General features: G+C 65.4%; 30 protein-coding genes and 1 tRNA gene. 26 read left to right on the top strand and 5 right to left on the bottom strand.

Annotated features, from left to right (window positions below):
* Nucleotides 1-41 precede the first annotated feature (41 nt).
* The 4 genes from LQ772_RS05970 (at nucleotide 42) to mfd (ending at nucleotide 6,488) form a co-directional block, all read left to right on the top strand.
* Nucleotides 42-503, top strand: coding sequence for a peroxiredoxin (locus LQ772_RS05970; protein ID WP_231324919.1), 462 nt, complete (start codon nucleotides 42-44; stop codon nucleotides 501-503).
* A gap of 121 nt (nucleotides 504-624) precedes the next feature.
* The gene (locus LQ772_RS05965) at nucleotides 625-2,004 is read left to right on the top strand and encodes a PhoH family protein (protein WP_231324917.1); all 1,380 of its coding nucleotides are present in this window, start codon (nucleotides 625-627) and stop codon (nucleotides 2,002-2,004) included.
* A gap of 251 nt (nucleotides 2,005-2,255) precedes the next feature.
* On the top strand, nucleotides 2,256-2,858 hold the full coding sequence (locus LQ772_RS05960; RefSeq protein WP_231325938.1) for a GNAT family N-acetyltransferase: 603 nt from the start codon (nucleotides 2,256-2,258) through the stop codon (nucleotides 2,856-2,858).
* A gap of 174 nt (nucleotides 2,859-3,032) precedes the next feature.
* A complete protein-coding gene (gene mfd, locus LQ772_RS05955; protein ID WP_231324915.1) occupies nucleotides 3,033-6,488 on the top strand; it encodes a transcription-repair coupling factor in 3,456 nt (1,151 codons plus the stop codon).
* An 82-nt stretch (nucleotides 6,489-6,570) separates the two neighbouring features.
* Here the strand turns inward: mfd and LQ772_RS05950 are convergent, their stop codons facing one another.
* A complete protein-coding gene (locus tag LQ772_RS05950) occupies nucleotides 6,571-7,578 on the bottom strand; it encodes an integron integrase (protein WP_231324913.1) in 1,008 nt (335 codons plus the stop codon).
* Nucleotides 7,579-8,094: 516 nt separating this feature from the next.
* On the opposite strand from LQ772_RS05950, the gene LQ772_RS05945 reads away from it, so the two are divergent.
* The 16 genes from LQ772_RS05945 (at nucleotide 8,095) to LQ772_RS05870 (ending at nucleotide 17,366) form a co-directional block, all read left to right on the top strand.
* A complete protein-coding gene (locus LQ772_RS05945; RefSeq protein ID WP_231324905.1) occupies nucleotides 8,095-8,613 on the top strand; it encodes a hypothetical protein in 519 nt (172 codons plus the stop codon).
* 68 nt (nucleotides 8,614-8,681) lie between these two features.
* Nucleotides 8,682-8,771 (top strand) — tRNA-OTHER (locus LQ772_RS05940).
* A gap of 217 nt (nucleotides 8,772-8,988) precedes the next feature.
* Nucleotides 8,989-9,258, top strand: a complete 270-nt coding sequence (locus LQ772_RS05935; protein WP_231324911.1) for a protein L — start codon at nucleotides 8,989-8,991, stop codon at nucleotides 9,256-9,258.
* A gap of 376 nt (nucleotides 9,259-9,634) precedes the next feature.
* Nucleotides 9,635-10,174 (top strand): demethoxyubiquinone hydroxylase family protein, encoded by a 540-nt coding sequence (locus LQ772_RS05930; RefSeq protein WP_231324909.1) that lies wholly within the window; start codon nucleotides 9,635-9,637, stop codon nucleotides 10,172-10,174.
* Nucleotides 10,175-10,600: 426 nt separating this feature from the next.
* Complete coding sequence (locus tag LQ772_RS05925; protein WP_231324907.1) at nucleotides 10,601-10,846, top strand: Imm32 family immunity protein; 246 nt, start codon at nucleotides 10,601-10,603, stop codon at nucleotides 10,844-10,846.
* A gap of 54 nt (nucleotides 10,847-10,900) precedes the next feature.
* Nucleotides 10,901-11,419: a hypothetical protein gene (locus LQ772_RS05920; protein WP_231324905.1), complete on the top strand. Its 519-nt coding sequence runs from the start codon at nucleotides 10,901-10,903 to the stop codon at nucleotides 11,417-11,419.
* A 129-nt stretch (nucleotides 11,420-11,548) separates the two neighbouring features.
* Complete coding sequence (locus LQ772_RS05915) at nucleotides 11,549-11,860, top strand: hypothetical protein (protein WP_231324903.1); 312 nt, start codon at nucleotides 11,549-11,551, stop codon at nucleotides 11,858-11,860.
* A gap of 98 nt (nucleotides 11,861-11,958) precedes the next feature.
* On the top strand, nucleotides 11,959-12,378 hold the full coding sequence (locus LQ772_RS05910; RefSeq protein WP_231324901.1) for a hypothetical protein: 420 nt from the start codon (nucleotides 11,959-11,961) through the stop codon (nucleotides 12,376-12,378).
* Between the two features lie 59 nt (nucleotides 12,379-12,437).
* Entirely contained in the window at nucleotides 12,438-12,914 is a 477-nt protein-coding gene (locus LQ772_RS05905) for a hypothetical protein (RefSeq protein ID WP_231324899.1), read from the top strand.
* 68 nt (nucleotides 12,915-12,982) lie between these two features.
* Nucleotides 12,983-13,291, top strand: coding sequence for a hypothetical protein (locus tag LQ772_RS05900; RefSeq protein WP_231324897.1), 309 nt, complete (start codon nucleotides 12,983-12,985; stop codon nucleotides 13,289-13,291).
* 965 nt (nucleotides 13,292-14,256) lie between these two features.
* The gene (locus tag LQ772_RS05895; protein ID WP_231324895.1) at nucleotides 14,257-14,574 is read left to right on the top strand and encodes a hypothetical protein; all 318 of its coding nucleotides are present in this window, start codon (nucleotides 14,257-14,259) and stop codon (nucleotides 14,572-14,574) included.
* 183 nt (nucleotides 14,575-14,757) lie between these two features.
* Complete coding sequence (locus tag LQ772_RS05890) at nucleotides 14,758-15,357, top strand: hypothetical protein (protein ID WP_231324893.1); 600 nt, start codon at nucleotides 14,758-14,760, stop codon at nucleotides 15,355-15,357.
* On the top strand, nucleotides 15,350-15,727 hold the full coding sequence (locus LQ772_RS05885; protein ID WP_231324891.1) for a winged helix-turn-helix domain-containing protein: 378 nt from the start codon (nucleotides 15,350-15,352) through the stop codon (nucleotides 15,725-15,727). The genes LQ772_RS05890 and LQ772_RS05885 overlap by 8 nt, the downstream gene beginning before the upstream one ends.
* A 61-nt stretch (nucleotides 15,728-15,788) precedes the next feature.
* A complete protein-coding gene (locus LQ772_RS05880; RefSeq protein ID WP_231324889.1) occupies nucleotides 15,789-16,517 on the top strand; it encodes a di-trans,poly-cis-decaprenylcistransferase in 729 nt (242 codons plus the stop codon).
* A gap of 73 nt (nucleotides 16,518-16,590) precedes the next feature.
* Entirely contained in the window at nucleotides 16,591-16,926 is a 336-nt protein-coding gene (locus tag LQ772_RS05875) for a hypothetical protein (protein WP_231324887.1), read from the top strand.
* Between the two features lie 47 nt (nucleotides 16,927-16,973).
* Nucleotides 16,974-17,366 carry a hypothetical protein gene (locus LQ772_RS05870; RefSeq protein ID WP_231324885.1) on the top strand — a complete coding sequence of 131 codons (393 nt, stop codon included), beginning with the start codon at nucleotides 16,974-16,976 and terminating at the stop codon, nucleotides 17,364-17,366.
* Nucleotides 17,367-17,484: 118 nt separating this feature from the next.
* On the opposite strand, the gene LQ772_RS05865 is transcribed toward LQ772_RS05870, so the two are convergent.
* Nucleotides 17,485-18,477 (bottom strand): LLM class flavin-dependent oxidoreductase, encoded by a 993-nt coding sequence (locus tag LQ772_RS05865; RefSeq protein WP_231324882.1) that lies wholly within the window; start codon nucleotides 18,475-18,477, stop codon nucleotides 17,485-17,487.
* A gap of 188 nt (nucleotides 18,478-18,665) precedes the next feature.
* Between LQ772_RS05865 and LQ772_RS05860 the strand changes: the two genes are divergently transcribed.
* The gene (locus tag LQ772_RS05860; RefSeq protein WP_231324880.1) at nucleotides 18,666-19,676 is read left to right on the top strand and encodes an HDOD domain-containing protein; all 1,011 of its coding nucleotides are present in this window, start codon (nucleotides 18,666-18,668) and stop codon (nucleotides 19,674-19,676) included.
* A gap of 7 nt (nucleotides 19,677-19,683) precedes the next feature.
* Here the strand turns inward: LQ772_RS05860 and LQ772_RS05855 are convergent, their stop codons facing one another.
* From LQ772_RS05855 to LQ772_RS05845, 3 genes are all read right to left on the bottom strand, one after another.
* Nucleotides 19,684-20,202 carry a hypothetical protein gene (locus tag LQ772_RS05855; protein WP_231324878.1) on the bottom strand — a complete coding sequence of 173 codons (519 nt, stop codon included), beginning with the start codon at nucleotides 20,200-20,202 and terminating at the stop codon, nucleotides 19,684-19,686.
* 190 nt (nucleotides 20,203-20,392) lie between these two features.
* Complete coding sequence (locus LQ772_RS05850) at nucleotides 20,393-21,517, bottom strand: FAD-dependent oxidoreductase (RefSeq protein ID WP_231324876.1); 1,125 nt, start codon at nucleotides 21,515-21,517, stop codon at nucleotides 20,393-20,395.
* 46 nt (nucleotides 21,518-21,563) lie between these two features.
* Nucleotides 21,564-21,746, bottom strand: a complete 183-nt coding sequence (locus LQ772_RS05845; protein ID WP_231324874.1) for an oxidoreductase-like domain-containing protein — start codon at nucleotides 21,744-21,746, stop codon at nucleotides 21,564-21,566.
* 123 nt (nucleotides 21,747-21,869) lie between these two features.
* On the opposite strand from LQ772_RS05845, the gene LQ772_RS05840 reads away from it, so the two are divergent.
* The 5 genes from LQ772_RS05840 (at nucleotide 21,870) to LQ772_RS05820 (ending at nucleotide 25,054) form a co-directional block, all read left to right on the top strand.
* Nucleotides 21,870-22,367: a hypothetical protein gene (locus LQ772_RS05840; protein ID WP_231324873.1), complete on the top strand. Its 498-nt coding sequence runs from the start codon at nucleotides 21,870-21,872 to the stop codon at nucleotides 22,365-22,367.
* A gap of 174 nt (nucleotides 22,368-22,541) precedes the next feature.
* Nucleotides 22,542-22,961, top strand: a complete 420-nt coding sequence (locus tag LQ772_RS05835; RefSeq protein WP_231324871.1) for a CBS domain-containing protein — start codon at nucleotides 22,542-22,544, stop codon at nucleotides 22,959-22,961.
* A 25-nt stretch (nucleotides 22,962-22,986) separates the two neighbouring features.
* Nucleotides 22,987-23,256 carry a hypothetical protein gene (locus LQ772_RS05830; RefSeq protein WP_231324869.1) on the top strand — a complete coding sequence of 90 codons (270 nt, stop codon included), beginning with the start codon at nucleotides 22,987-22,989 and terminating at the stop codon, nucleotides 23,254-23,256.
* 220 nt (nucleotides 23,257-23,476) lie between these two features.
* Nucleotides 23,477-24,253 (top strand): class I SAM-dependent methyltransferase, encoded by a 777-nt coding sequence (locus tag LQ772_RS05825; protein ID WP_231324867.1) that lies wholly within the window; start codon nucleotides 23,477-23,479, stop codon nucleotides 24,251-24,253.
* Between the two features lie 90 nt (nucleotides 24,254-24,343).
* The gene (locus LQ772_RS05820) at nucleotides 24,344-25,054 is read left to right on the top strand and encodes a DUF72 domain-containing protein (protein WP_231325936.1); all 711 of its coding nucleotides are present in this window, start codon (nucleotides 24,344-24,346) and stop codon (nucleotides 25,052-25,054) included.
* The last annotated feature ends 57 nt before the right edge of the window (nucleotides 25,055-25,111 follow it).

Here is a 25,111-nt window from a genome sequence, read left to right as displayed (position 1 = left end):
GCACGGCGCGCCTGTACTTCGACCGACCTCGCGGAGACCCCATGCCCGAAATCGGCAAACCGATTCCCCCTCTGATCGGCACCACTGGCGACGACATCGAGTTGGAACTTTCCGAACTCAACGGCCGCTGGGTGGTGATCTACTTCTATCCCAAGGACTCCACCCCCGGCTGCACCACCGAGGCGCAGGATTTCCGGGACCTCTACGACGACTTCCGCAAGCGCAATGCCGAGATCGTCGGCGTCTCGCGTGACTCGGTCACCTCGCATGCGAACTTTGCCGACAAGCAGGCCCTGCCCTTTCCGCTGATCGCCGACACCGACGAAACCTGGTGCAAGGCCTTCGACGTGATCCACGAGAAGATGCTCTACGGCAAGACCCACCTGGGGATCGTGCGCAGCACGTTTCTGATCGACCCCAAGGGCCATCTCGCGCAGGAGTGGCGCGGCGTAAAAGTCCCGGGCCATGCCCAGGCCGTACTGGACGCCATCCCAACCAAGTGAAGCATCCCTTCGTTTCCCAGCACTCCCTTTGCACGGCGGCGAGCCGTGCCATCCGGCGGCCTGCGACCCTTCGGTCCAGGCCGCTTTTCTTTGGTCCGACCAGAAGCGAGGCCTCTTCCGCATGACCGGAAGCAAGCGAATCTACGCACTCGACACCAATGTGCTGTTGCACGACCCCACCTCGCTGTTCCGCTTCGAGGAACACGACGTGTTCATTCCCATGACCGTGCTGGAGGAACTGGACGAAAAGAAGAAGGGTGCCTCGGAAGTCTCGCGCAACGGTCGTCAGGTAAGCCGCTTCCTCAACGAGCTCATCGTGCGCGGCAACGGGCACGGCATCAGCAACGGGCTGGAGCTGTCCAATCCCGAAGGCGTGAATCTCAAGCGCGGCGGCGCGGTAGGCAAGCTGTACTTCCAGCAGCGCGCGACCGCCGGGCACGGCAAGGCGGACAACCTGATCCTCTCGGCGGTGATCGAGCTGCGCGACCAGCATCCGGACCGCCAGGTGATCCTGGTCACCAAGGACATCAACCTGCGCATCAAGGCCAAGATCTACGGCATCGATGCAGAGGACTACGAGAACGACCGCGCGCTGGACGATTTCGCACTGCTCTACACCGGTTCGACCGGACTCCCGGAGGATTTCTGGGACCGTCATCCGGAGGTGCAATCCTGGTCCGAGCGCGGCCGGACGTTCTACAAGGTCGACCGCCGCGAGGACGAGGACTGGCATCCCAACCAGTGCCTGTTCCTGCCCGGCGAAAACAGCGTCGAGCTGCGCGTGCTTCACGTGGACGAGCAGCAGGCCACGCTGGTGCTGCTGGACGACCACAGCCATCCCAGCCATAGCGTGTGGGGCATCGCCGCACGCAACCGCGAACAGAACTTCGCCCTCAATGTGCTGATGGACCCCGACGTCGACTTCGTCACCCTGCTCGGCACCGCCGGTACCGGCAAGACGCTGCTGGCGCTCGCCGCCGGACTTGCGCAAGTCATGGACCAGCAGCGCTACCGCGAGATCATCATGACGCGCGCCACCGTCTCGGTCGGCGAGGACATCGGCTTCCTGCCCGGCACCGAGGAAGAAAAGATGACGCCGTGGATGGGCGCGCTCACCGACAACCTCGAGGTGCTCGCCAATCCCGAGGAAGGCGGTTCGTGGGGACGCCAGGCCACCAACGACCTGCTCGCCTCGCGCATCAAGATCCGCTCGCTCAACTTCATGCGCGGGCGCACGTTCCTGTCGCGTTACCTGATCATCGACGAGGCACAGAACCTCACGCCCAAGCAGATGAAGACGCTGATCACCCGTGCCGGCCCCGGTACCAAGATCGTCTGCCTTGGCAACGTCGAGCAGATCGACACGCCCTACCTCACCGAGACCACCTCGGGCCTGACCTACGCGGTGGACCGCTTCAAGAACTGGGAGCACTCGGCGCACATCACGCTCAGGCGTGGCGAGCGCTCGCGGCTGGCCGACTTCGCCTCCGAAGCGCTTTGATCCAGGGCGGGCTCACCGGCCCGCCGCTCCACCTGCAGGAGCGCACCTGTGCGCGATCGCGGACCGCGCGCGTTCCGCACAGGTTGCGCTCCGCATCGCCGCTGCCTTCCCTGCCGCAACGCCGCAAGTCGCGCTCAGGCACCCGCCTGCCTGTTCACGCCAGCTGCGCATCGGGTCGCGGATAACAGCGCCCACTTGGCGCTGCGCACGCATGCTGCAGCGCAAAAATACGCTACAGTATGGACATGACTATCCAGCCCGCCATCGACTTCTCCAGCCCCACCCGCAGCACGCCACTGCCTCCGCGCAGCAACCAGCGCTTCGCCCGCTCCGAGGCCCTGCCGAGCACCGGCGAACCTGTCGCCACACGCGACGGCCGTCTGTTGCAGGTGCGGCCGATCGAACCGGGCGACGTCGCGGCGCTGCGCCGATGCTTCACGCGTCTGCCAGCCGAGGACATCCGCCGGCGCTTCCTGCACAGCTTGACCGAGCTTCCCGAACCGATGGCGCAGCGGCTGTGTCACATCGATCCGGAAACCGAAGCGGCTTTCGTGCTGGTCGACGACGGCGTGTCGCCAGCGGAGTTGCGTGGCGTGGGCCGCGTATTCATCGACGTGGCCGCCGACACTGCCGAATTCTCCGTGCTGGTCGAGCGCGAATGGACGCGCCTGGGCCTGGGCGCCGAGCTGATGCGTCGCCTGGTCGCCACCTGCCGCGAGCGCGGACTGACCGAAATCTGGGGCTATGTCCTGGTGGAGAACCGCCCGATGCTGCGCCTGTGCAGCGAACTGGGTTTCACCTCGCGCATGGTGCCGGACGAGCCCGGCGTCGCGCAGATCACCTTGCGCCTCTGAACGACGCCGGCTGCAACGAGTCGTTCAACGGCCCTGCAGGAACCTAGTCCATCCGACGCAAAGAGCATCGTCCACAGGCGGGCTCCTGCGACGGCCGCGCGCCGCCTGCACGGCAGCCACGACCGTCGCGCTAAACTCCCCTGCTTTCCGCCGCGATTTCCCGGCGCGACAAGCATGCCCATGCCCCCGATTCCCCACCCGCCCCTGCCCACCACCCCCAAGCAGCGCCGCTTCTGGACTCCGCCCCACGGTTCCTCGCGCGCCCTGCTGATCGCCGAAGCGGCGCGCGACCACGCCGGCCTGCTGGTGGCGGTGACGCGAGACACCCAGCGGGCCTCGGCGCTGGAAGACGAGCTGCGCCTGTTCGCCGGCGACCTGCCCGTGCTGCATTTCCCTGACTGGGAAACGCTGCCCTATGACGTCTTCAGCCCGCACCCGGAGATCGTCTCCCAGCGCATCGCCACGCTCTACCGCCTGCCGGCCGTCACCCGCGGCGTATTGGTGGTGCCAGTGGCCACGCTGATGCAGCGCATCGCACCGCGCTCGCACATCACCGGCGCGGGCCTGGTCGTCTCCAAGGGCCAGAAGCTCGACCTGGCGGCCGAACAGCGACGCCTGGAAGCCGCAGGCTACCGCTACGTGCCGCAGGTGGCCGAACCGGGCGATTACGCCGTGCGCGGCGCGTTGATCGATATCTTCCCGATGGGCACCGCCGAGCCCTACCGCATCGAGCTGTTCGACGACGAGGTCGACTCGATCCGCAGCTTCGATCCGGAAACCCAGCGCTCGCAGCAACCGGTCGACAGGGTCGAGTTGCTGCCCGCGCGCGAATTCCCGCTCACCGAGGATGCGGCCAAGGACTTCCGCGCCGCCCTGCGCGAGCGCTTCCCGATCGACATCCGCCGCTGCCCGCTCTACCAGGACATGAAGGAAGGCGTGACGCCCGGCGGCATCGAGTACTACCTGCCGCTCTTTTTCAAGCAGACCGCCACGTTGTTCGACTATCTCGGCGACGGCGCCCTTTTCGTGCTGGGCGAAGGCGCCACCGAGGCCTCCGACCAGTTCTGGACCAACACCGCCGAGCGGTACGACCAGCGTGCGCACGACATCGAGCGCCCGGTGCTGCCGCCGCCGGAGCTTTACCTCTCGCCCGAACAACTGCGCGAGCAGCTCAACCGGCGCCTGCGCGTGGAGGTAGTCCCCTCCGGCCACGAGCACGCCGTCGACTCGGGCACGCTGCCCGCACCCGAGGTGCCACTCAACCGCAAGGGCGAGGAGCCGGGCACCCCGCTGCACCACTTCCTCGAAAGCTACTCCGGCCGCGTGCTGATCGCGGCGGACTCGGCCGGCAGGCGCCAGGCGCTCGCCGAAACACTGGCCGCCGCCGGCCTCAGGCCCGACGCGGTGGATGGCTGGAACGGCTTCCTCGCGACGACGGCCACGCGACTGGCGATCAGCGTCGCGCCGCTCGAACAGGGTTTCGCACTCAAGCAGCCGGCCATCGCCGTGCTCACCGAGCGCGAACTCTACGGCGAGCGCGTGCGCTCCGACCGCAAGCGCCGCCGCGGTGCCACGCGCGATCCGGACGCGATCATCCGCGACCTGACCGAGCTTTCCGTCGGCGCGCCGATCGTGCACGTCGACCATGGCGTGGGCCGCTACCAGGGCCTGGTGTCGATGGAACTCGGGGGCATGGAAGGCGAGTTCCTGGTCATCGAGTACGCCAAGGGCGACAAGCTCTACGTACCGGTCGCGCAGTTGGGCCTGGTCAGCCGCTACTCCGGCACCGCGCCGGAACTGGCGCCGTTGCACTCGCTCGGCGGGGACGCGTGGGAACGCGCACGCAAGAAGGCAGCCGAAAAAGTCCGCGACGTCGCCGCGGAGCTTCTGGCCATCTATGCCCAGCGCGAAGCGCGTGGCGGCGAGTCGATCAACATCGACCGCGGCATGGTCGAGGAATTCGGCACGAGCTTCCCGTTCGAGGAAACGCCCGACCAGGAGCACGCCATCGATGCCGTGCTCGTGGATCTCGCCGCACCGCGCGCGATGGACCGCGTGATCTGCGGCGACGTCGGCTTCGGCAAGACCGAGGTCGCGCTGCGCGCCGCCTTCGCCGCTGCCACCGCCGGCAAGCAGGTGGCCGTGCTGGTGCCGACCACCCTGCTCGCCCAGCAGCACTACCGCAACTTCGCCGACCGCTTCGCCGACTGGCCGGTGAAGGTCGACGTACTCTCGCGCTTCAAGTCGCCCAAGGAAGTCAACGACGCCCTCAAGCGGCTGGCCGACGGCCAGATCGACGTGATCGTGGGCACCCACAAGCTGCTGCAGCCGGACATCAAGTTCAAGAACCTGGGCCTGGTGATCGTCGACGAGGAACAGCGCTTCGGCGTGCGCCAGAAGGAGCAGCTGAAAAAGCTGCGCGCCGAGGTCGACCTGCTCACCATGACCGCCACGCCGATCCCGCGCACGCTCAACATGGCGATGGCCGGCCTGCGCGATCTCTCGCTCATCACCACCCCGCCCGCGCACCGCATGGCCGTGCGCACCTTCATCAGCGTGTGGGACCCGGCCACCATCCGCGAAGCGTTCCAGCGCGAGCTCTCGCGTGGCGGCCAGGTGTACTTCCTGCACAACGAGGTCGAGTCGATCGAGCGCACCGCGCGCGAGCTTCAGGAACTCATCCCCGACGCGCGTATCGGCATCGCCCATGGCCAGATGCCCGAGCGCGAGCTCGAACGCGTCATGGCCGATTTTCACCGCCAGCGCTTCAACGTGCTGGTGTGCACCACCATCATTGAGACCGGCATCGACATCCCGACGGCCAACACGATCATCATCAACCGCGCCGACCGCTTCGGCCTGGCCCAGTTGCACCAGCTGCGTGGCCGTGTCGGCCGCTCGCACCACCGCGCCTACGCCTACCTCATCGTGCCCGACCGCAAGGCGATCACCGCCGACGCCGAAAAGCGCCTGGAAGCGCTCGCCTCACTGGAAGAGCTTGGCGCAGGTTTCACCCTGGCAACCCACGACCTGGAGATCCGCGGGGCCGGCGAACTGCTTGGCGAGGAGCAATCCGGCCAGATCCAGGAAATCGGCTTCGGCCTCTACACCGAACTGCTCGATCGCGCCGTGCGCGCACTGAAGAGCGGCAAGGTGCCCGACTTCGACCTCTCCTCCGAGCACGAGACGGAAGTCGAACTGCACCTGCCCGCGCTGATCCCCGACGACTACCTGCCCGACGTGCACACGCGCCTGACCCTCTACAAGCGCATCGCCAGCGCGAAGAACGAGGACGGCCTGCGCGACCTGCAGGTGGAAATGATCGACCGCTTCGGTCTGCTGCCCGAACCGACCAAGACCCTGTTCGCGCTGTCCAGCCTGAAGCTGATGGCCACCCCGCTGGGCATCCGCAAACTCGACCTCGGCGCCAACGGCGGCCGCATCACCTTCCGCGACAAACCCGACATCGAACCGATGGCCATCATCCGCCTGATCCAGAGCCAGCCGCGCGTCTACAAACTCGACGGCCAGGACAAGCTCAGGATCACGCTGGATCTTCCCGGCGCCACCGAACGCATCCGCGCTGCGCAGGAGGTCCTCGTCCAGCTAGGTGCCCGACGCCCCGCCTGAGCGAATGTCCAACGGCTCGATCCTCTCTCTCCCTTCGGGAAGAGGGCCGGGGTGAGGGCCGGGGTTCGCGGGAAACTCGCGCTCATCCCCGGTCCAACGGGCTCACCACCCCACGCCCGCCACGATTGAGAACATGCGTGTAGATCTGAGTGGTGGACACGTCGGCATGCCCCAGCAACTCCTGGATCGTGCGCAAGTCATAGCCATCCTCCAGCAAATGCGTGGCGAACGAATGCCGCAATGTGTGGCAGGTCGCCGGCTTGGCCAACCCCGCCCGCAACCGCGCCTGCTTGACCGCACGCTGCAGGCGCGACTCATCCAGGTGATGCCGACGCTCCTGACCGTCGCGAGGATCGTGGCTGCGCGCCGACGCCGGGAACACGTACTGCCAACCCCATTCGGCATCTGCCCGCGGATACTTGCGCGCCAGCGCATCGGGCAGCCAGACCCGCCCGAATCCCGCATCCAGGTCACGCTGGTGGATCCGACGGGCTTCGTCCAGCTGGGCCTGCAACGGCGCAATGAGCGTGGAGGGGAGCATGGTGCGGCGGTCCTTGCCGCCTTTACCCTGCCTCACCGTCAACTCTGACTGGCCGAAGTCCACGTCCTTGACCCGCAGTCGCACGCACTCCATCAACCGCAGGCCCGAGCCGTACAGAAGGCTGGCCATCAGCCACGGCGTACCCGCGAGCTCGCCCAGCAATGCGGCGACCTCCGCCCTCGTCAGCACCACCGGCAACCGTTGCGGCTTCCTCGCGCGCGAGATGCCGTCGAGCCATGGCAACTCCACGCCCAGCACCTGCTTGTAGAGGAAGAGCAACGCCGACAGCGCCTGGTTCTGGGTCGACGCCGAAACGTTTCCGTGCACGGCCAAGCCGGTCAGAAAGCTCTCGATCTCGGCCGCCCCCATATCCGCCGGATGCCGCTTGTCATTGGCGAGGATGAAGCGTCGAACCCAACCGACATACGCCTCTTCGGTGCGGCGGGCCAACCCCAACCGCCGGACGCGCGCCCGCACCTGATCGAGCAACCGTGGAGGCTGGGCGCCCTCTAAACTTGCGGGCCCCTCCACAGCGTGAAAGGATGCCATCCGACGCTCCGCAAAAGGTAGCCAGATTAGGCTGACGGATTAGGCTGCCGAAGGCGGGACAAGCCATTGATTTAGGTAGGCAGAAGCCGAACTGGATGTAGGCAGGTAGCGTTAGGCTGCGTGACTACACTGCATTCTGAAATCTACTTTTAGTTAGGCATGGACATACTCCGTCTTCTTGTCGTGGTAATGGCGCTCTGCCTGTCTTCTTGCTCCACGGTGGCGTACCGCCGCGCCGCGGAGAGCTGCGCACAGCTTGAACCTGGCGCCACTGAAAGTGAGGTGATAGCCATCATGGGTCCTCCCGAAGCCCGTGGTAATCCTCGCTCGGACCTTGACACACTTTGGCTCTGGTACAGCCCTGGTGGTGACCTCGCTCCGATAGTAGTGACGCTTTCAAAAGTCCGCGGTGTGTACGTCACAAATAAGCAGCAGAGCTGCGGGGCCGCAAACGGCGCCTAACAACTCGTTCAAGGCGGACGGCTACGCCGCCGCTTAACTCCAGCGTTAGGTGCCATGAAACATATCGCTCTGACTCTTATGACGCTGGCGCTGTTGTCGACGGTTGCCTACGCCGACACCCCGCTGCCACCACCGCACGCAGAAACCGTTTGCTCGCCATCCAAGCGCATTTGCGCAACCACTGACCCAGCAGAGAACACCACCGTCGCGCGCAATCAAGCGACCCAAAGGTTGCTGTGGTCGCTGGCCGGATGGCATCGGTGGCTCTTCGTCGCGGACGACGGCATTTCTGCCGTCGTTGGCTACGACGGCCAAAACTTGCTACCACTAGATGCACCGCTTTCTCAGCCTGTCCTTGGGTTCTACCGAAAGGGTGGGTTGGTTCGGGTTGTTACGCTTGGCGAGCTATACAAGCAGCTTACGGACATCCCTCGGACAGCGTCCCATCTTGCATGGGTGTCATCAGTTGGCTTCAACAAGCACAATCAGTTCGAGCTCACGCTCCCCGATGGGCGCCACATTACTTTCTCCCTCCTCGGCCAACGGACGCGCGCAGCGGCGAATGGCACCTAACAATTCGTTCAAGGCGGACGCCTTCGCCGCCGCTTAACTCCAGCGTTAGGCGCTCAAAAGCCCTCTCTGCCGACGTGACGGAATCGGTAAACGTATCGCTACAGCGATCCTGCGGGGCTTCTCCGCAGGTGCAGGTTCAATCCCTGCCGTCGGCGCCACTGTATCTGCAGCGCAACTCCCACCTTGCTGGCGGCAAGCGCCAGGATAGCAAAGCTGCTAGCGTTGCCTGCGGTGGGGCTTGATCCACGCTGGCTTGTTTGCTTAGGCGTGGCATCGTGCAAGCCCCTAACTCTTCATTCAAGCGGACGGCTTCGCCGCCGCTTAATTCGGGCGTTAGGCAGTCGCAGGTCGTGAGACGAACTGATGGTCTAGTGCATGAGCCAATCCTGGCTTACCGGGGCACCGAACATGGCTCAGTACAAGTATGACAAGTACCTCAACAAGTCCGACCTCTCGGAGTACGACAATCTCTATTCGCCTGGCAGCACCTGCGTTAACTCCGGCGTATATCGCTGCGAGGGGTGCGGCGACGAGATCGCTTCGAACAAGGGCAACCCTTTCCCTCCGCAAAACCATCATCAACACACTCCAGCGCAAGGAACGATCCGCTGGAAATTAATTGTCTTCGCTCAGCACAACAGGTAGGTTTGCCGCTTAGTAAGTTCGTTCAAGCCGAAGCGGCTTCGCGGCTTCGGCTTAAGCGTTAGGCAAGGAGAACGCCATGTCGCATACGGTTACAGACCTAAGGGCAATCGCTGCTGCCGGCGGCGGAATGATTCTGAACGCCCGCGGCTTCACAACAACGGATCTACGCGCAATAGCCGCTTCAGCCAACTCCGGCGGCGGCCTAGTGACTCTACGCAACGTCGCGGGCGTCACCGCCACGGACCTGCGCGCCATCGCTGCATCCGGAGGTGGCCGCGTAGTTTTCGACTTCGTGTCGTAGAGATGCGGTCAGCGCCTAACAATTCGTTCAAGGCGGACGGCTTCGCCGCCGCTTAACTCCAGCGTTAGGCCTCACATGGAAGTCTTCGCCAAATCGATGAGCGCTGACTTGGGTGACCGCATCATCAAGGTCAACCATGCTGGCGAGCACGGCGCTATAAGCATCTATACCGGCCAGATTTTCATGGCTCGCCTCACGGCCCGCGCGTTGCTCGGCGAGCTCATTGAGTTCCGCTCCCATGAGCAACGGCATCGAGCCATATTTGGCGCTGAGTTACAGCAGCGTGGGCGTCCACGGTGTCGCAGCTATTGGTTGTGCGGCTTGGGTGGCTTTGTGCTTGGTGTCCTCACTGGCCTCTTTGGGTCCACCGCCATCGCGGCCACCACGGTCGCGGTCGAGCGTGTTGTTCTCAAGCACCTCGAGCACCAGCTTTCCATTCTTCGGGGCCATGATCCGGCGGCCGTTGCAGCCATTTCCGCCATTGTCGCGGAAGAGCGGCAGCACCACGACCAATTTGCAGGCCACCTCCGTACTGGTACCTTTTGGCCTAGCGTGCTCACGCCCGTCGTATCCGCCTCAACTGAAGCGGTTATCTGGTTGGGCATGCGGCTGTGAGGCCTAACAAATCATTCAAGCCGAACCCGCTTCGCGGGTCGGCTTAATTCTGGTGTTAGGCACAAGGAGCCACAGGTGCTTGTCTACACCGAGCTGAGCAAGCGAGAGACTCGGCGCATGCAGCTTCTTGGCATCCCTACGTACGTCCTCACGTTCGTCTGCTCGTCTTCCCTGGGTGCTCTCTGGGCTGTTCTCTTCATCTTCGTAGCGCTCATTCCCTACTCGTTCTTTTACTCCAAGGCTTACGGTGCGGTCGCAGCCACGAGCCCTACACCGCCAGGCTGGCGGTTCTACACTTGCGTGGTACTTGTGCAGCTCGCCTTCATCGCTGCGTTGGTGGCCCGTCTTCGGGCCTAACTACTCATTCAAGCGGACGGCTGCGCCGCCGCTTAACTCAGGCGTTAGCCGTATCGGAGGTTCTTGGGCATGAAGCTCTTTGGCCATCTCTCATCTACTCCAGAACGGCAGGTTCCGCTGGAGCTTTCCGAGGCGACCCTGTCGGCCACCTCCGCGGAGCTCAGGGAAATTGCTGGCTTTTTGCTCCATGCCGCGAAGGCCATGGATCAGCTCGGGAAGAGCTTTGATCATATGCATCTATCAGACACGTTGCGTCAGTTCGAAAATTCACCAGCCTTGGTTGTCGCTGTTGGTGCATCTGCGCAACGCGGCTAACATTTCGTTCAAGGCGGACGGCTACGCCGCCGCTTAACTCCAGCGTTAGGTGCCATGAAACATATCGCTCTGACTCTTATGACGCTGGCGCTGTTGTCGACGGTTGCCTACGCCGACACCCCGCTGCCACCACCGCACGCAGAAACCGTTTGCTCGCCATCCAAGCGCATTTGCGCAACCACTGACCCAGCAGAGAACACCACCGTCGCGCGCAATCAAGCGACCCAAAGGTTGCTGTGGTCGCTGGCCGGATGGCATCGGTGGCTCTTCGTCGCGGACGACGGCATTTCTGCCGTCGTTGGCTACGACGGCCAAAACTTGCTACCACTAGATGCACCGCTTTCTCAGCCTGTCCTTGGGTTCTACCGAAAGGGTGGGTTGGTTCGGGTTGTTACGCTTGGCGAGCTATACAAGCAGCTTACGGACATCCCTCGGACAGCGTCCCATCTTGCATGGGTGTCATCAGTTGGCTTCAACAAGCACAATCAGTTCGAGCTCACGCTCCCCGATGGGCGCCACATTACTTTCTCCCTCCTCGGCCAACGGACGCGCGCGGCGGCGAATGGCACCTAACAATTCGTTCAAGGCGGACGCCTTCGCCGCGCTTAACTCCAGCGTTAGGCACCAAGGGGAGCACCTATGCGAATCCAGATAAGTATCTTGGCTCTGTGTCTAGCGATTGTCGCTGTCGCGAGCCCTGTCGTGCCGACTTACAGCGAGGCGCGTGTATCTTGGGAGGCACACAAGGACAGCAAGGACTATCAAACTTACGCAGATGAGTTTATCCAGTTCAACAATCACAATCATCTCGACGAAAAAGACGGATGTTATGCACTTGCCGGCGCCCCAGTGCAACTGATGCTCGTCATCACGCACCGCGACGACGAAAAATATGCGTTGGTTGAGGATGTACTCACGGACACAGATAGCCCAAAGGCACAATGTTTCAAAAAAACATATCGCGGCATCAGAACGAAAGTTCCCCCCCCTTTCTGCCTTTCGTCTTCCAAATGAGCATGGGTTAGGTTGGTGCGTGAGCGCCTAACAACTCGTTCAAGGCGGACGGCTTCGCCGCCGCTTAACTTCAGCGTTAGGCCCTACAAGGAAAGTTAATGAAGAGTTGGAGTCGAGCAATCGCAACATTCGTCGTTGGTTACTTGATCGCCACGGCGGTTGGCTGGTCAACCTTTACTCAACCAACGGTAATGTGGGTGCTTACGTTCACGCTCATGCCGCTGGTTTTTGCAGGTTTGGCGTACACCTACTTTCGCGGCACGAAGCCGAATCACGGTGAAGCCCGACGTGAGGCCATCAGGCTCATCCTGTTCTGGATCATCCTTTCATTCGTGCTGGATGGTTTAGTGTTTATTGGTGTCATTCCACTCGCCTTCGGCGCCAAGCCAAATTGGACATTTTTCGTGGATCAATCGCCCTGGATATGGCTTTGCTACGCAGCCCTAGCCCCAATTATTTTTGGCGGCCTTTACGCTTACGAAAGGCACCCACAACTGGCAACCGCTGGTGAGGCCTAACAATTCATTCAAGCCGAAGCCGCTTCGCGGCTGGGCTTAATTCAGGTGTTAGGCCTCTAATGAAATACGCATTGCTCTTGCTGGTGCTGCTATCAACGGCCTCCGTAGCCGAAGATCTCGTGCCACTGAAGAAGCCAGAGCTGGCTGGCGTCTTGGGCTTGTCTGAGGAACTCGCTCGCACCGCCGCATCTGCAGAGCAGCCGCAGCCCTACATTGTTCGCGTGTATGCCGCGCCTGTCGCTGTCAGCGAATGCGATGGCACGATCGCCTCCTGCCCAGATGTCCGTCTCCTAATCACGGTCTCATCCGGAGATTTGGGGGAGCGCCCCTCCTTGTTCGAGCTTCCCGCTCAAAAGGGGTGGCAGTTCGTCGGCTGGTCGGCGCCTAGCTCTTTGGGCGGCCAGCCGGCAGCATCCTTCATCATCCGCAGCGCTCTGCCGGAGGCGAACATCAGTGCGGCGGCCCGCAAAGCGTGGCGTCCACGCACCTACAGGATGCTCGTCACACCCGAGTTGGCGACCTATGCAGTTCGGTAGGCCTAACAACTCGTTCAAGGCGGACGGCTTCGCCGCCGCTTAACTCCAGCGTTAGGCAGAGGGGCCTTATGGATCCAGCTACTAAATATTTGCTCAATCGGTGGCAATCACTGCGCACCGAAGCCGGACTGAAGCGCGCGGCGTCGGTTGCCCGCTGGCTCTGGCTCGCCGGCCTCATTTTGGCCCTGGTTGTTGCTTTCGGCCTCTACTACGAGCTTCCTCCGCTTGCCGTTGCAGCAGCTGCAGCCGCGATGGGATGGGTGGTCGCCGAACGGAACGCGCTCAAATCACGTATTTCTCAATGGCCCATGGTAGTCAGCTACATCGACTGGGGTCGGGTTACCAACGACCTTGGTGGCGATCAAGAGACGGCCTAACAATTCGTTCAAGGCGGACCGCTGCGGCGCCGCTTAACTCCAGCGTTAGGCTATGAGTCGAATCCCACTTTTTCTCCTGGCCTTGGCGCTTCTTCCAGGCTGCACTGCGTTCAAGCCCACGACTCCGGCATCCAAAGAGCTGGCCGCCACCTTGCTTTTTGTCCAAGGTGACAAGCCTCTCGATGTGGACTCAGGCCTAGTCTCCGTGGGCAACGACTATTTCCCCTCTGCGCCGGTAAAGCTGGCTTATATCGCTCCGGGCGGGCGCGAGATTGGGTACAACTGTCCTGGCTATATCTATGTGGACGGGCCACCGACCGTGGTACAAACCTTCGAGGACGGGAAACGCTACGAGCTGTTTTGTCGCGGCGGTAAGCCCGTCATTCGCGTACAGGCTCCGTGAGCCTAATAACTAGTTCAAGGCGGACGGCTACGCCGCCGCTCAATTCCAGCGTTAGGCCCCTTATGCGGTTACACCGCCAATGAGATCACGAGGCTTGCTCGCTCGGTCTGTGCGCGGGCTGTGGCAGCCGGCGGTGGTCGGCGCGGCATTCGTCGTTGTCGTTTGGCTCGTGGCAGCAATTCGCACAGGCGCATGGGCGTTGTCGCTGTGGGAGGCACTACCTCTCGGCGCAGCGCCGGCCATAGTGTTGGCGGCGCTTATCGGGCCGCTTCAGGCGTCGGCTGCACGCAGCAAGCATTGCGTCCCGATTCTCTCGCTCCCATCGCTGGGGCTAGCCGCGTTCGCCGCAGTGTGGGCTGCCTTCTGGGTAATCCCCTTTAACCTCGTGATTCTGGCCAAGCACGGACTCGTTCTTCCGCCTACGGAAAGCCTCACGTATCTTGCCGTCGCAGGAGCTGCCGGGTTCTGCTTGTCGTTCCTCCCGGTCAGGGCCTGACTATTCGTTCACGGCGGACGGCTTCGCCCCCGCTGAACTCAGGCGCCAGGCTGTGGAGAGCAGGTATTGAACAAGTCTGTTGCCAGCTCGTTGCTCGCGATGCACGCCCTCGGGAATGTTGCCGCATTCCTGTCCAATCCCGCCTATTACGCTTGGGCAACTTTCTCCGTGCTCTCCCTGGCGATCTGTTGCTTTCTAGTCGACAAACAAGTCGCGAGGCTCGTTGTGCTCGCTTACCTCGCAATCGGCTTGTATAGCTTCATCGTGGGCATGGCCTTCTCCGAGCACGGGCAACTGAGCGGTCTGGGTGTCTTTGCGATCGCGCTGGTCTTTCCGCCGGTGTTCTACATGGTCTACCGCGTTTATTCATCCAAGAGCGGGTGACGTAGCTTCTGGCGTGGCCTGACCGCTCGTTCAAGGCGGACGGCTTCGCCGCCTGGCGTTAGGCCCCTGCATGGCTGACCTCCCGCGACGTGTGCCTTGGCCACGCTTCGTTTCGCAGGTTACCCGTACTTTTCACGACAAAGTACTTGACGACCGTGCTGCGCCAAGCCTAGCCTCGCCGGCATGGACAACCGCCACTTGCGAAGCACGGTGTCGCTGCACGAGCACGCCGCGGAAAATCTTCTCTACATCCGCGATGCCATGGAGCGCGCCAGTTCCTTTACCGCCGTGCCCGGCTGGGGTGGCGTTTTCATGGGGTTGGCCGGATTCGCGGCGGCGATCATCGCGCCGGCGCAGCACAGCAGGTTCGCGTGGTTGGTGACCTGGCTCGCGACCGCTGCCATCGCCGTGGCCGTCGGGTTGCTCGGGGTGCTGGTCAAGGCGCGCAATGAGGGGGTCCCTCTGCTGTCGCGCCCTGCGCGGCAGTTTGCGCTTGGCTTCGTGCCGGCGATCTTCGTGGCCGCGCTCCTTACGATCGTGCTGTTCCGCGCCGGGCTGGATGCGCTGCTTCCCGGGATGTGGCTGCTGCTGTACGGCACGGCCGTGATTGCCGGCGGCACGTTCTCGATCCGCATCGTGCCGCTGATGGGCATCCTCTTTCTTTTCCTGGGCGCGATCGCGCTCTTCACGGCGCCGCCGGTGCAGGCAGTCTGCCTGGGTCTGGGTTTCGGTGGCCTGCACGTCGTGTTCGGCGTGCTCATCGCGAGAAAGTACGGTGGCTAAGCGATCGACCGCCAAGGCAGAGAACCTGCACAGCCGCCCGGCCCTGGTGCCGGTGGAGGGTGCGGTGGAACGCACGGTGGATCTTGACCGGCTGATCCACGAACGGCTGCGACTGGGGATCATCAGCGCCCTGGCCGTGAACGACCGGCTGGGCTTTACCGATCTCAAGGGCCTGCTCAATACGACGGACGGCAACCTCAGCGTGCACGCGCGCAAGCTCGAGGACGCGGGATACGTCGCCTGCCACAAGGGCTTCGAGGGGCGCATCCCGCGCACCGAATTCCGCATCACCCCGAAGGGCCGCAAAGCCCTGGAGTCCTACCTCAACCACATGGAAGCGCTGATCGCCGCAACCCGCATCGGCGACTGACCGTACGGGAGCGGCAGTTTGGCGCGCGCCTCAACTTTACATTGCAGAGTACTTGACGGATATGGACAACCTGCACGTTGCGATCATCATGGACGGCAACGGCCGCTGGGCCGAGGAGCGGGGATGGCCGCGAACCCGTGGCCATCGGGCGGGCGCGGGCGCGGTGCGACGCGTGGTGGAGGCGTCGCCGCGGCTGGGAATCACCACGCTGACGCTGTATGCCTTTTCCTCGGACAACTGGCGCCGTCCGGCACCGGAAGTCGCAACGCTGATGGCGTTGTTCCGCAATTTCCTCACGTCGGAGGTGGACGCTTGCCGCCGCGAAGGGGTTCGCCTGAGCGTGATCGGTCGCCGTGATCGGCTTTCCCCAGCGCTGGTAAGGACCATTGAGCAGGCTGAAGCAACGACCGCAGGCGGCCGGATGCTCGACCTGCGACTGGCAGTGGACTATTCCTCGCGCGACGCCATCACCACGGCGGCCGCGCTCCACGCAGGCGCAGCACCGAGCCGCGAGCAGTTCCGCCAGCTGCTTGCGCGTTCGCAGCACGGCGACCCGTGCACGCCGGACGTGGATCTGCTGGTCCGCACCGGACGCGAGCAACGGCTAAGCGATTTCCTGCTGTGGGAGTGCGCCTATGCGGAGCTGCTCTTCTCCAGCGTGCTGTGGCCGGATTTCACCGGGGGCGACCTTGCCGACGCGGTCGAGACGTTCCATCGGCGCAATCGCCGGTTCGGCAGCCTGCCCCAGGCGTGCGTGACGGAGCCGGAACGCAAGACAGCCACCCGATGAGCCCTCCGATCAACGGGCGACTCTGCCCTGTCGTTCAACCCAAAGCGAGGTTGCATCCATGGAGCATCAGGACATGCACGAGGTCATCGGCGACGCCATCCGTTACTGGGAGCGCCACCGGATCGTCTACAACCTGGTATTGCTGGTGGTCGTCGCGACCATTTTCGTCGCGAATGCCGCCGCTTTCGGGCGCGTGGTTTCGCTCGACCTGTTCCTGCAGCTGTTCCTGCTCGCGGTCATGGCGAACGTGGCCTACTGCGCCGCCTATCCGGTCGACCTGACCGCGCAGTGGTCCACGCTGCGCGCACCGTGGCTTCGGATGCGGTGGGTTCTTTTCCTGATCGGCCTGGCATTCGCTACGACCCTCGCCCAGTTCATCGCACGCGGGTTGCTGGGCGAGCACGCCTGACCTTGCGTGGAAGAAGCAAAACGGACAGCTCCCAGCGGAGGCACGTCATGCGCGCACCTGTTCACCTCAGCACGTTCCGTTCGGCCGCCTGCGTGGCATTGGTGGCGACGATTCTCCTGGTATGGCTCAGCCTGGGGGTCGGCATCATCGGGGCCGATGGCGATCCTGCCAACCGGATGTATTTCGGAGTAGTGGCCATCGGCGTCATCGGCGCGGCCATCGCGCGTCTGCACCCCAGGGGGATGGCGCGGGCGCTCGCGGCGATGGCGTTTGCGCAGGGGCTGATCGGTGCGTTCGCGCTGGTCGAGGGGCTTGGGCTTCCCTGGAGCGAGCCTGCGGAGATCGTGCTGTTGAACGGCTTCTTCGTGGCGTTGTTCGGGGGATCGGCGTGGATGTTCGCGCAGGCGGCACGGGGCGAGCCGGAGCGTGGCAGGGTTTGAGGCGCGGGGCGCGATCGCGGGGACTCGCGGTCGCGTACAGGTGAGCTCCTGCAAAGGTGGAATGCGATCGCGTGGTGTGGCTCGCGGTCGCGCGCAGGTGCGCTCCTCCGGGGAGCGATCAGGTGGCGAGGTGCTCGCGGGCCTGCATCGCCAGTTCGAAGGAGCGCCGCCGCAGGTTGTGATCGAAGATGTTGGCGGTCAGCATCAGCTCGTCGGGTTGGTGGCGGGCGATGAAGTCGGCCAGGCCCTTTTGCACGGCGGCGGGGCCACCGACCACGGCGCACGCGAGCGCGCGTTCCACGCCGAGCCTTTCGGTAGGCGTCCAGTAGCTCTCGATGTCGTCGATGGGCGCAGGTACCAGCCCTGGCCGGCCGCGGCGCAGGTTGATGAAACTCTGTTGTTGCGTGGTGAACAGGCGGCGTGCCTCGGCATCGGTGTCCGCCGCGACGACGTTGAGCCCAAGCATGGCGTGTGGCTGCGCGAGCCGCGGCGACGGACGGAATTCGCGGCGGTAGATCGACAGCGCGGTGTCCATCGCGTCAGGCGCGAAATGCGAGGCGAAGGCGAAGGGCAGCCCCAGCGCCGCGGCCAGGCGCGCACTGAACAGGCTGGAGCCCAGCAGCCAGACCGGCACGTCCAGGCCCGCGCCTGGAACCGCGCGCACCGCCTGGCCGGGACTGGCCGGTTCGAAGTAGTGCAGCAGTTCGAGCACGTCGTCGGGAAAGGTTTCCGCCGCGTCGCCGTAGCGGCGCAGCGCACGCATCGTCGCCTGGTCGGTTCCCGGGGCACGGCCCAGTCCCAGGTCGATGCGGCCCGGGTACAGCGCGGCCAGCGTGCCGAACTGCTCAGCCACCTGCAGTGGCGCATGGTTGGGCAACATCACGCCGCCGGCGCCGACGCGGATGGTCGAGGTGCCACCGGCGACGTGGCCGATCAGTACTGCCGTGGCGGCGCTGGCGATGCCGGGCATGTTGTGGTGCTCGGCCAGCCAGTAACGCCGGTAGCCCAGTTGCTCGCCCAATCTGGCAAGGTCCAGCGTGTTGCGGAAGGCGGCGCTTGCGTCGCTGCCTTCGGTAATGGGGGCCAGGTCGAGTATCGAGAAGGGGATCATGCGGGAGGTCCTGCGCGGAGTTCCCTGGATGTGGGGCCGCGGGGCGGCCATTGCCAGTGTCCGCGCGGGGCGGGCCTCCGGCTCCGGCTGCGCTCGGCGCGAACGGGGTTATGGGACGGCTACATTTCCCCGCCGGACTGCCGATACAGCGCGGAGCACGCCATGGAACCTGCATCCGGATGATCGCCATGTGGCGGCGTCTTTTCGCCGCGAGGAAAGTTCCGAGCCGCCCTGCCCCCGCCCCGCCGATCGTGACGGTGGTGGCCGACGCGCCCGTGTGCGAGATGGCGCCACCGCTGACGGTGGTGGAGGACCGTTTTCATCGTTTCGTGCTGGGCCTTCCGGCGGCCGTCAGCGATACGGCCAGCGGCCCCGAGCAGGCTACGTTGCGGCGGCTGGAGGCGATCGGCGAGCGCTTCGACGTCAGCGGGCTGCCGCGCTTGCCCAGCGTGCTGCCACAGCTGCTGCGCGCATTGAGGAACGACAACCTGGCCGGATCGCAGCTGGCTGCGCTGATCGGCCGCGATCCGGTGCTCGTGGGCGAAGTGATGCGCGTGGCCGGCAGCGCGCACTTCCGTTCGGCGCAGCCGATCCACAGTCTGCAGCACGCCGTGGTCCTGCTCGGGCGCGATGCCCTGCGCCGGGTCGCCACATTGCACGTAATGAAGCCGATCCTGCAGGCCAGCGCGGGCATGCGCGGGCATATGGCCGGACCATGGCTGTGGGAGCACGCCGAGCGCTGCGCGCATGCCGCCGCCTTCCTCGGCCGGCATGGGGGCTGCGATCCGTTCGAGGCGTTCCTGGCCGGAATGGTCTGTCATACCGGCACCGGCGCGATCGTGCGCCTGCTGGACCAGGAGGCGCCGCCGTCGCTGGGGCCGTTCTCGCCCGTGTTCCTGGCGGGCTGCATGCGCATCGGCGCGCGGCTGTCGCTGCGCGCGGTGCGGCACTGGGAGATGCCGGCCAACGTGATCGAAGCACTGGTCGAACGCGTCAACGCACTGCACGCGCCGGCCTCGTCGCTGGGCAAGGTGCTGGCCTGCGCCGATCCGCTGGCGATGGTGCAGCTGCTGGTGGAGCGCGACCTGCTGGATGCCGAACTGGACTACAGCGCCACCTGGCCGGACAGCTTCCCCACGCCGGTCATGCGGCGCGGGCAGTTGGACCTGCGCCGGCAGTTCATGCCGACACAGGACTGAAAGGGCATCAGTGCGGCGTGGATCCCACGTCCGCGCGCAACTGCCGCGCAATGTCGTCGGCGCCGGTGGCCAGCAGGGCGGCCAGCGCCTTGGCGTAATCGCCCCGGGCCGGCGCGGGCATGGACGGCGAGACGTGATAGGTCTTGTCCGAACCCAGGCCGCGTGCATTGATGGCGCAGTGCGTGCCCAGCTCGAGCGTGACGTTGGCCGGCGTGGCCTCGGTGTCCACGCGCATCTCGGCGAAGACCTGCTCGCAATGCACCACCAGATCGGTGAAATAGGCCGGCTCCAGCGCATGGCGAAGGCGCGCCTGCAGCACCTCGGACACCGGCGGCGTGGGCTTGAGCGTAAGCGAATCCTCCAGGCCGCGAACCTCGACGTCCTGTTGATCCTGCTCGACCTGCAGCCACGGCGCCGAGGCCGGCGTCACCAGGCTGCCCAGCGCCACTGGCACGCGCGTGTCCTGCGAACCCCCACATGCGGCCAGCAGCAAGGCACCGCCGGCTATCCATGCAAACTTCTTCATACGAACTCCCCCGAGAGCGAATGGCCTGAACGAATCTACAGGCGCCCCGATGCGCGATCAACGCAACGGCATGGCAAACGCGAGCCAGTGCACGTTCGGACGTCCGATCGCTGCAGTCGCCGGCGCAGGCGGCCCACCGGTGTCACGTGCGAAACGCGGGTGGGCTGGCGTCCACCCTACACTGCCCGCCCTATCCGCGCGTGCGGACGGGGTGATCCAGGCCACCGGCCACACGCAGGAACTGGCGCCGCGCGGGTCCGAAACGCACCAGTCGCGGCACCAGGACGTCGCGCAGTTCGCGCAGGGTCGAGGGGCGGCCCTGCATCAGATGGGTCAGTGCACCCACGCGCCGGACCACCTGCCGATGCACCGGATGTCGCAACTGCGCGTAGCTCGCCAGGCGCGAGAGGCGGCCATTGAGCGCGTCCGCCGCGCAGTCGGCGAACACGTAGGCATCCTCGATCCCCAGATTCATGCCGCGCGCCCCAAGCGGCGAGTGGATGTGCGCCGCATCGCCACCCAGCAGCACGCGTCCCACGCCGGCACGCTCGGCCACGCGATGCGCGATGTGGAAGTGGGACTGCCACAGCACGTCACCGCACACCGTGCCGGCGGGCAGCGCGTCCAACGGCGCACGGCTGTTGCCGATAACGCGCCAGATGTCCTCGCGCACGCGCAGCGCGAACAGGAAGCCGTCCGGCAGCAGGAACAGATGTACCCGATCCGGGTCAAGCGGCGTCGCCAGGTGCAGGTCCCACAGTTGCCAGGGCTCGGGCAGTTCGTCGCCAGGGAAGGCCAGCCCAAGTGCCTGGCGCACCGTGCTGTGCGCGCCGTCGGCGCCGTACAGCAGGGGCGCCTGCGTGGGTTCGACGCTGCCGTCGGCATGCACCAGGTGGATCGTGACGCCGTCCTCGCCTTGCGCCAGCGTGTCGAGTTTCACCCCGCGCTCGACGGTGACGCCCTGCGCCCGCAACGCGTCGGCCAGCAGGGCTTCCGTGCGCGACTGGGGCAGCGAGATCAGCGAGCGCTCGGTGTCGAGCAGGGGCGAGACCGGCACGGCTACGTCCTCGTGCCCGCTCTGGTGCAGCGACAGTCCCTGCACGGCCCAGCCTTCGGCCAGCATGCGCGCGGTCACGCCGGTGTCTTCCAGCAGATCCTGCGTGCGCGGATTGACGGCCAATGCCTTGGAATGAAGGCTGGGCGCCGCCTTGTCGACGATGCGCACGGGAACGCCGCGTCGGGCAAGAAACAACGCGGCCGCCAGTCCAGTCGGACCGGCGCCGGCGATCATCACGGGCATGGTGTTCGACGGCATGCCCGGAGACTAACAGGATCGACGTCGGCATCAGGGCGACATCGCATCAGGGCCGAGGAACCTCCGGATGGCGCGACTGCCAGGCTGCGAGCGCGGCGCGGTAGCGCTCCAGCGCCTCGTCGTAGCGATCGAGCACGCAATGCACGCAGCCCTCGCCGCAGCAGTCGGCCGGATCGGGTTCGCTGGGGCGAACCGGTGGCGGATCGTCGGACGGGAATGGAAGCTCCATGGCCCCGATGGTACGGCCGCGCTCACGCCATGGACACCCGCAGCCGACGCCCCGCGAACCCGCGCTCCACAAGGATGACGATGGGCCGTCCCCGCGCCCGCCATTCCCTTCGCGAGGAGCGCCATGAAAACCCGCCATGTGTTCAGCACACCCAATGTCGAGGCCGCCAGGACCGTCATGCAGGCCGCGCGCGCCGCAGGCGTGCCCGAGGAGGACATCTCGCTGATCGCCCGCTCCGACATTGAACTCGAGGCGACACCGGAGCAGCACAAGGAAGCCGGAAGCGATTTCTATCCTGCCGCGCTGCGCGGCGTGGTCGGCGGTGGCGCGGTCGGCTTGTTGGCCGGGCTGGTGGCCGTGGCGATCCCGCCCGTGGGCATCACCGTGGCGGGCGTGGCCGGGCTGACCGTTGCCGGCGCGCTGACCGGTGGCTGGACCGGTGCGCTGGTAGGCGCCTCCGTGCCGGACCCGGTGCGGCGCAAATTCGAGGAGGAGATCGAGGCCGGCCGCGTCCTGGTGGTGCTGGACGGCGACAAGGAACAGCTGGTGCGCGCCGAGCCGGCGCTCGCTCGCGCAGGCGGCACGCCACTGCCGTTCGATGAGCCGACGGCGCTGAGCTAGCGCGCGCACCCAGTCCGTCTGCCTGCGGGAAGGACAGATCCGCTCCCTCCGGGAAAGGAACAGGAGCAACGGCAAGACGGCCATTAAACGCCCCCTTCATGGTCCGCGCACACCGCATTCAACCGGGCGCGAGGAACATCCATCCGTCCCCGTTCGCCGCCGCCCGGAGTACCCATGGATCTCGACCGCGTGATGACCCGCAATCCGAAATTCTGCCTGGCCACCTCGCCGCTGGATGAAGTCGCCCGCGCCATGCGCGACGAGGATGTCGGCGAGATCCCGGTAGTCGACCTGGACCGCCACCCGATCGGGGTGATCACCGACCGCGACATCGTCGTGCGCACGCTCGCCGCCGGCCGCAATCCGCTGGACGTGCGCGTGCAGGATTGCATGACCGCGCCGCCTATCGTGATCAAGGAGGACGCGAGCCTGCAGGACTGCGCCAAGCTGATGGAACGCCAGCAGATCCGGCGGGTGCCGGTGGTCGACGCCAAGGGTGCCCTCTGCGGCATCGTCTCGCTGGCGGACCTGGAGCGCACCGACGCCCGTTCGCTGCAGCAGGAAGTCACCCGCGCCGTATCCCAGCCGCACTGACCGAATTTATCGGAGGAGCATGCCCATGAAGACCCGCCTGTTGTGCTGGAGCCTGCTGCTGGCTTCCACGTTCGCGCTGGCCGCCTGCAACCACGGCACCAACGACAACGCCGAGCCGGGCGCAGCCGCCCCGTCGACCGCGCCGGCGATGACGCCCACCCAGCCGACCACGCCGATGACACCGCCCCCTGCATCCACCGCGATGACGCCCCCGGCCACCATGCCACCGGCCTCGTCGACGGCGATGCCGCCGCCGACCTCGACCACGCCGAACTCCTCGGGTGGCGCCGACTGAGCGCAAACCCGGACGTACGGGCAGGGATGCGGGCCGGGCCAGGGATGGCCTGAAGCGGGATCGGCGAAACCGGGCGAGCCTGGCTCCGGCCGGGCTTTTTCAGCGTGTCCGCCCATCGGGAAACGCCGCGTGGGACGGCCGCGCCCTCCCCCAGAAGTCACGGCCATCCTGCCGCCGCGCCAGGCGCACAATCGCACACCCAACCCCGAAGGAGCCTGACATGCGCACGCTCGTCCTCGCCGCCGTGATCGCCATCGCCCTGCCGGCCGTGCACGCCGCACCCGCCGCGCAGACCGCCGCGCAACACGCACAGCCGCCGTACCTCGCCGCGGCGATCAACGACCCGGGTCGCCAGGCCGACCGCGCCGACGACGCCCGCCGCAAGATCGCGCAGGTGATGGCCTTCGCCGAGGTCGAACCGGGCGACAAGGTGCTGGAACTGATTCCCGGCAGCGGCTATTTCACCCGCGTGTTCAGCGGCGTGGTCGGACCCAAGGGCCACGTCTACGCGCTCTGGCCGAACGAGTACGCCGCCGAGTCGCAGTCGGACGTGGCCAACCTGCGCAAGCTCGCCCAACAGCCGCACTACGCGAACGTCAGCGTGCTGACTCAGCCGGCCGCCAAGCTGGATGCGCCCGAATCGGTCGACGTGGTGTTCACCTCGCAGAACTACCACGACTACCCGGACAAGTTCATGGGCAACGTCGATCCGGTGGTGCTCGACAAACAGGTCTACAAGGTGCTCAAGCCCGGCGGCGTCTTCATCGTGATCGACCACGTCGCGCCGGCCGGCTCGGGCATGCGCGACACCGACACGCTGCATCGCATTGACCCGGCCATCGTCCGGAAGCAGGCCGAGTCGGCGGGCTTCGTGTTCGACGGTGAGAGCGACGCGCTGCGCAACCCGGCCGATCCGCACGACATCAAGGTGTTCGACAAGTCGATCCGCGGGCACACCGACCAGTTCATGTACCGGTTCCGCAAGCCGAAGGGCTGAGCGTTGCACGGGCGGTACGCCAATCGCAGGGGCCCACACGCGGGCTCCCGCGGGAAGCGACGGGTTTCGGTGGGTGATGGCGTGATCGCCATCCGCATCGGCTGCGCCGGCTGGTCGATCCCCAAGGCGCACGCCGCGGCGTTTCCGACCGAAGGCAGCACGCTGGAGCGCTACGCGCAGGTGTTCGACTGCGCGGAGATCAACTCCAGCTTCTACCGCCCGCACCGCCCGGCGACCTGGCGTCGATGGGCGGACAGCGTGCCAGCGCACTTCCGCTTCGCCGCCAAGATGCCCAAGGCGATCAGTCACGAGTGCCGACTGCAGGCTTGCGATGGGCTGGTAACCGCGTTCCTGGACCAGGTTGCCGAACTCGGCGACAAGCTGGGCTGGTTGTTGTTGCAGCTGCCGCCAAGCCTGGTGTTCGACCCGGCAGTCGCCCTCCCCTTCTTCGAGCACCTGCGCGAACACCACGACGGTCCGCTGGCGTGCGAGCCCCGCCACGCCTCGTGGTTCACCGGAAGTGTCGACCACGCACTGCGTCAACTGGCGGTCTCGCGCGTGGCGGCCGATCCGGCACGCGTGCCGCGCGCCGCGCTCCCCGGCGGCGACCGCCAGCGCATCTACTTCAGGCTGCATGGATCGCCGCGAACGTACTACGACGCCTACCCGTCACCGGTGCTCGAACGCGTGGCCCGGCGCTTGCGGCGCGCACCACAGGCGTGGTGCATCTTCGACAACACCGCAATGGGTCACGCGACAGGCAACGCCATCGAACTGCAGCGCATGCTCCGCTCCCCATAGGAGCGCAAGCGGCGCATTCACCTGGACGTGCCCCCTTCCCGCCCAGAATGCGCCAAG

This window comes from Frateuria edaphi, assembly GCF_021117405.1.
Taxonomy (GTDB): domain Bacteria; phylum Pseudomonadota; class Gammaproteobacteria; order Xanthomonadales; family Rhodanobacteraceae; genus Frateuria_A; species Frateuria_A edaphi.
The sequence above is the reverse complement of the archived record's forward strand: the minus strand, read 5'-3'. Positions and strand labels throughout refer to the sequence as shown.

Coding starts and splice junctions, on each gene's coding strand:
- LQ772_RS05830 (WP_231324869.1), top strand. CDS start 22,987: ATGAAGACCCGCCTGTTGTGCTGGAGCCTGCTGCTGGCTTCCACGTTC.
- LQ772_RS05965 (WP_231324917.1), top strand. CDS start 625: ATGACCGGAAGCAAGCGAATCTACGCACTCGACACCAATGTGCTGTTG.
- LQ772_RS05880 (WP_231324889.1), top strand. CDS start 15,789: ATGGACAACCTGCACGTTGCGATCATCATGGACGGCAACGGCCGCTGG.
- LQ772_RS05875 (WP_231324887.1), top strand. CDS start 16,591: ATGCACGAGGTCATCGGCGACGCCATCCGTTACTGGGAGCGCCACCGG.
- LQ772_RS05850 (WP_231324876.1), bottom strand. CDS start 21,517: ATGCCGTCGAACACCATGCCCGTGATGATCGCCGGCGCCGGTCCGACT.
- LQ772_RS05910 (WP_231324901.1), top strand. CDS start 11,959: ATGAAGAGTTGGAGTCGAGCAATCGCAACATTCGTCGTTGGTTACTTG.
- LQ772_RS05920 (WP_231324905.1), top strand. CDS start 10,901: ATGAAACATATCGCTCTGACTCTTATGACGCTGGCGCTGTTGTCGACG.
- LQ772_RS05930 (WP_231324909.1), top strand. CDS start 9,635: ATGGAAGTCTTCGCCAAATCGATGAGCGCTGACTTGGGTGACCGCATC.
- LQ772_RS05925 (WP_231324907.1), top strand. CDS start 10,601: ATGAAGCTCTTTGGCCATCTCTCATCTACTCCAGAACGGCAGGTTCCG.
- LQ772_RS05860 (WP_231324880.1), top strand. CDS start 18,666: ATGTGGCGGCGTCTTTTCGCCGCGAGGAAAGTTCCGAGCCGCCCTGCC.
- mfd (WP_231324915.1), top strand. CDS start 3,033: ATGCCCATGCCCCCGATTCCCCACCCGCCCCTGCCCACCACCCCCAAG.
- LQ772_RS05855 (WP_231324878.1), bottom strand. CDS start 20,202: ATGAAGAAGTTTGCATGGATAGCCGGCGGTGCCTTGCTGCTGGCCGCA.
- LQ772_RS05870 (WP_231324885.1), top strand. CDS start 16,974: ATGCGCGCACCTGTTCACCTCAGCACGTTCCGTTCGGCCGCCTGCGTG.
- LQ772_RS05945 (WP_231324905.1), top strand. CDS start 8,095: ATGAAACATATCGCTCTGACTCTTATGACGCTGGCGCTGTTGTCGACG.
- LQ772_RS05900 (WP_231324897.1), top strand. CDS start 12,983: ATGGATCCAGCTACTAAATATTTGCTCAATCGGTGGCAATCACTGCGC.
- LQ772_RS05905 (WP_231324899.1), top strand. CDS start 12,438: ATGAAATACGCATTGCTCTTGCTGGTGCTGCTATCAACGGCCTCCGTA.
- LQ772_RS05845 (WP_231324874.1), bottom strand. CDS start 21,746: ATGGAGCTTCCATTCCCGTCCGACGATCCGCCACCGGTTCGCCCCAGC.
- LQ772_RS05840 (WP_231324873.1), top strand. CDS start 21,870: ATGAAAACCCGCCATGTGTTCAGCACACCCAATGTCGAGGCCGCCAGG.
- LQ772_RS05825 (WP_231324867.1), top strand. CDS start 23,477: ATGCGCACGCTCGTCCTCGCCGCCGTGATCGCCATCGCCCTGCCGGCC.
- LQ772_RS05935 (WP_231324911.1), top strand. CDS start 8,989: ATGAGCCAATCCTGGCTTACCGGGGCACCGAACATGGCTCAGTACAAG.
- LQ772_RS05950 (WP_231324913.1), bottom strand. CDS start 7,578: ATGGCATCCTTTCACGCTGTGGAGGGGCCCGCAAGTTTAGAGGGCGCC.
- LQ772_RS05970 (WP_231324919.1), top strand. CDS start 42: ATGCCCGAAATCGGCAAACCGATTCCCCCTCTGATCGGCACCACTGGC.
- LQ772_RS05865 (WP_231324882.1), bottom strand. CDS start 18,477: ATGATCCCCTTCTCGATACTCGACCTGGCCCCCATTACCGAAGGCAGC.
- LQ772_RS05835 (WP_231324871.1), top strand. CDS start 22,542: ATGGATCTCGACCGCGTGATGACCCGCAATCCGAAATTCTGCCTGGCC.
- LQ772_RS05890 (WP_231324893.1), top strand. CDS start 14,758: ATGGACAACCGCCACTTGCGAAGCACGGTGTCGCTGCACGAGCACGCC.